Source organism: Nonomuraea lactucae (genome assembly GCF_003313395.1).
Lineage (GTDB): Bacteria > Actinomycetota > Actinomycetes > Streptosporangiales > Streptosporangiaceae > Nonomuraea > Nonomuraea lactucae.
Genome location: NZ_QNFZ01000608.1, coordinates 1 through 2,295 on the forward strand (window position 1 = coordinate 1; position 2,295 = coordinate 2,295).

Annotated in this window: 2 protein-coding genes and 1 pseudogene; 1 reads left to right on the forward strand and 2 read right to left on the reverse strand. The window is 73.0% G+C overall.

From position 1 onward, the window contains the following. Positions 1–258: pseudogene (locus DQW85_RS24180) on the forward strand (TetR family transcriptional regulator); the annotation flags it as partial. A 39-nt stretch (positions 259–297) separates the two neighbouring features. Here the strand turns inward: DQW85_RS24180 and DQW85_RS24185 are convergent. After that, positions 298–1,392 carry a winged helix DNA-binding domain-containing protein gene (locus DQW85_RS24185; protein WP_113702331.1) on the reverse strand — a complete coding sequence of 365 codons (1,095 nt, stop codon included), beginning with the start codon at positions 1,390–1,392 and terminating at the stop codon, positions 298–300. 56 nt (positions 1,393–1,448) lie between these two features. After that, a partial coding sequence (locus DQW85_RS24190) for a WS/DGAT domain-containing protein (protein WP_113702332.1) occupies positions 1,449–2,295 on the reverse strand: 847 nt, incomplete at its 5' end.

Here is a 2,295-nt window from a genome sequence, read left to right on the forward strand (position 1 = left end):
GACCTGCACGACCAGCGCGAGGAGGCGCTCGCGGCCCGCCTGGCCGAGGAGACGCGCGACCAGGGCGAGGGCGGCGAGCTCACCGCCCGGGCGGTGGCGGCGCAGCTCGGGGCGGCGCACCGGCTGCTCTTCGGCGAGCTGCAGCACCGCACCCTGACCGGGGAGAGCGAGAACGAGATCGCGGCCGCGGTGGCGGAGGCGGCCGAGCGCGTGTTCGACCTGCTGGAGCCCGCCATCGGCCGGTACGCCGTCCGCTGACCGCCCCCCTCCGAGCTGACCGCCCCCTCCGGGAAGGGATCAGGCGGGCGTGAGTGCCCTTGGCGGGAGCCAGGTGACGCGCTCGCCGTCGGCGCCCGCGAAGGCCAGCAGCCGGCCGCCCTCCTCCGCCAGCTCCTCCATGACCGCCTCCGGCAGCGGATGGAACGGCTCCATCACGAGCGCGCCGCCCTTGAGGTCCCACATGCCCGCGACCACGCCGTCGACCAGGAACGTGGGGTACACGATGGCCCCGACGCAGACGGCCCTGCGCTGCTCGGCCGTCATCATCCGGGTCCGGTCGGCGTAGGCGACCATGAGGTTGTCGAAGTACGGCAGGAAGCGCACAGGCGCGGGCAGGTCCTCGGCGGCGAGCGGCGCGTCCGCCAGGTCGTAGAGCACCCGCCCCTCCATATCCTCATATTTCCGTAAAGACCGTACAGACATGGCCTCGATCACCGGCCGCAACCGGGTCAGGCCCGACCACGCCTGCACGTCCATCACCGACGCCGGGCCGAACGCGGCCAGGTAGCGGACGACCAGCCGCTCCAGCGGCGGCTCGGTGGCGAGCGGCCGGCCCAGCCACTCCTCGGCCAGCGTGAACGGCGTGGCGCCGCCCCTGTTCCAGGTGCCGCTGGGCGGTGGATGCACGACGGGCACCAGTGCCTGCGCCGACCAGCCGAGCGCCAGGGGATCCACCTCGGGCCAGCGCCGGGCGAGCAGGTCGCGCAGCTCCGGGCGGCTCAGGGTCCGCCCGGCCAGGTGTCCTCGCGTGAGCGCCACCAGCTCCTCCAGATCGACGTCCGCCGTGGCCCGGCCGAACGCCGCCTGCCTGGACCTGGCCAGCGGAGCATGCGCGATCGGCCGCAGCCACACGTAGTCGTCGGCCAGGGTGAGGTGCTGCGTGCCGCGCAGCAGCGAGCCGCGGACGACCTGCCTGCCGTACAGCAGGCCGGTCAGGTCGTCCTGGGTGAAGGACGACAGCCGCGACCACAGCCCGAAGTACGGCGGGTTGACCTCCTGGCCCTGGACGGCGACCAGGCGCTCGATCGCCTGCGCGGGTGACATGGACGAACGCTCCAGCAGGAGCTGGCGTTGGAGCGTGGTGCGGTTGAGGATCCGCCGGCTCAGCTTCATATCGTAAGGTTACGAGCCAACGCGGCAAGGTTCCTTCCGCTTTGGCGCGGTCTTCTTCAGGTCTCCGCCTTGAGCAGCTCGTCGAGGGCGTCACGCAGGTGGGCCGCCAGCTCCCAGGCGTCCGGGACCATCTCCCGGTCGGTGACGACCCCGATGTCCAGCGAGCCGTCGTAGGAGAAGGCGGTGATGTTCACCCCGCCGCTCACGTCGGTGATCACCGAGACGGGGTAGTAGGTGAGCAGCCGCGCCCCGCACACGTACAGCGGGAACTGGGGGCCCGGCACGTTCGAGATCGTCACGTTGATCGGCGGCACGGTCTGTCCCACCAGCCCGAACGCCGACCGTGAGGCCAGCCCCATGAGCGCGGCCGGCATCGACTCGCTGAACTCGCGCAGCCACCGCGCCGGCGCCAGCGCGAACCTGTCCTTGATCCGCCGCATCGAGCGGCGCACCTGGTGCAGCCGCTCGACGGGGTCGTCGAGATGCACGGCCAGCGGCGCCGTCATGATCGTGACCTGGTTTCCGGGGCCGTCCTCCCCCGCCGCCCGCAGCGAGAACGGCACCCCGGCCACGAGCGGCTGGCGCGGGATGCCGCCGTGCGCGGCGAGCCAGCGGCGCAGTCCACCGGCGCACACGGCCATGACCACGTCGTTGACCGTCACGTCGAACGCCTTGCGCACCCGCTTGATCTCGTCCAGCGGCAGCGAGACGTAGGCGAAGCGGCGGTGCGCGGAGACCGGGCCGCTGAACGGCGTCCTGGGGGCGGGCAGCGACGGCAGCTCCGGCGCCCGGCCCGTGCCCGCCAGCCTGCGGGCGAGCGAGGACACGACCCGGGTGCCCGGCAGCGCCGACACGACCGGGATCTCGTCGAGGTGCGGCAGCGCGCGGGCGGCGAAACCGACC

Excerpts from the sequence above, each read along its gene's own strand:
- DQW85_RS24185 (WP_113702331.1), bottom strand. The coding sequence starts at position 1,392 with ATGAAGCTGAGCCGGCGGATCCTCAACCGCACCACGCTCCAACGCCAG.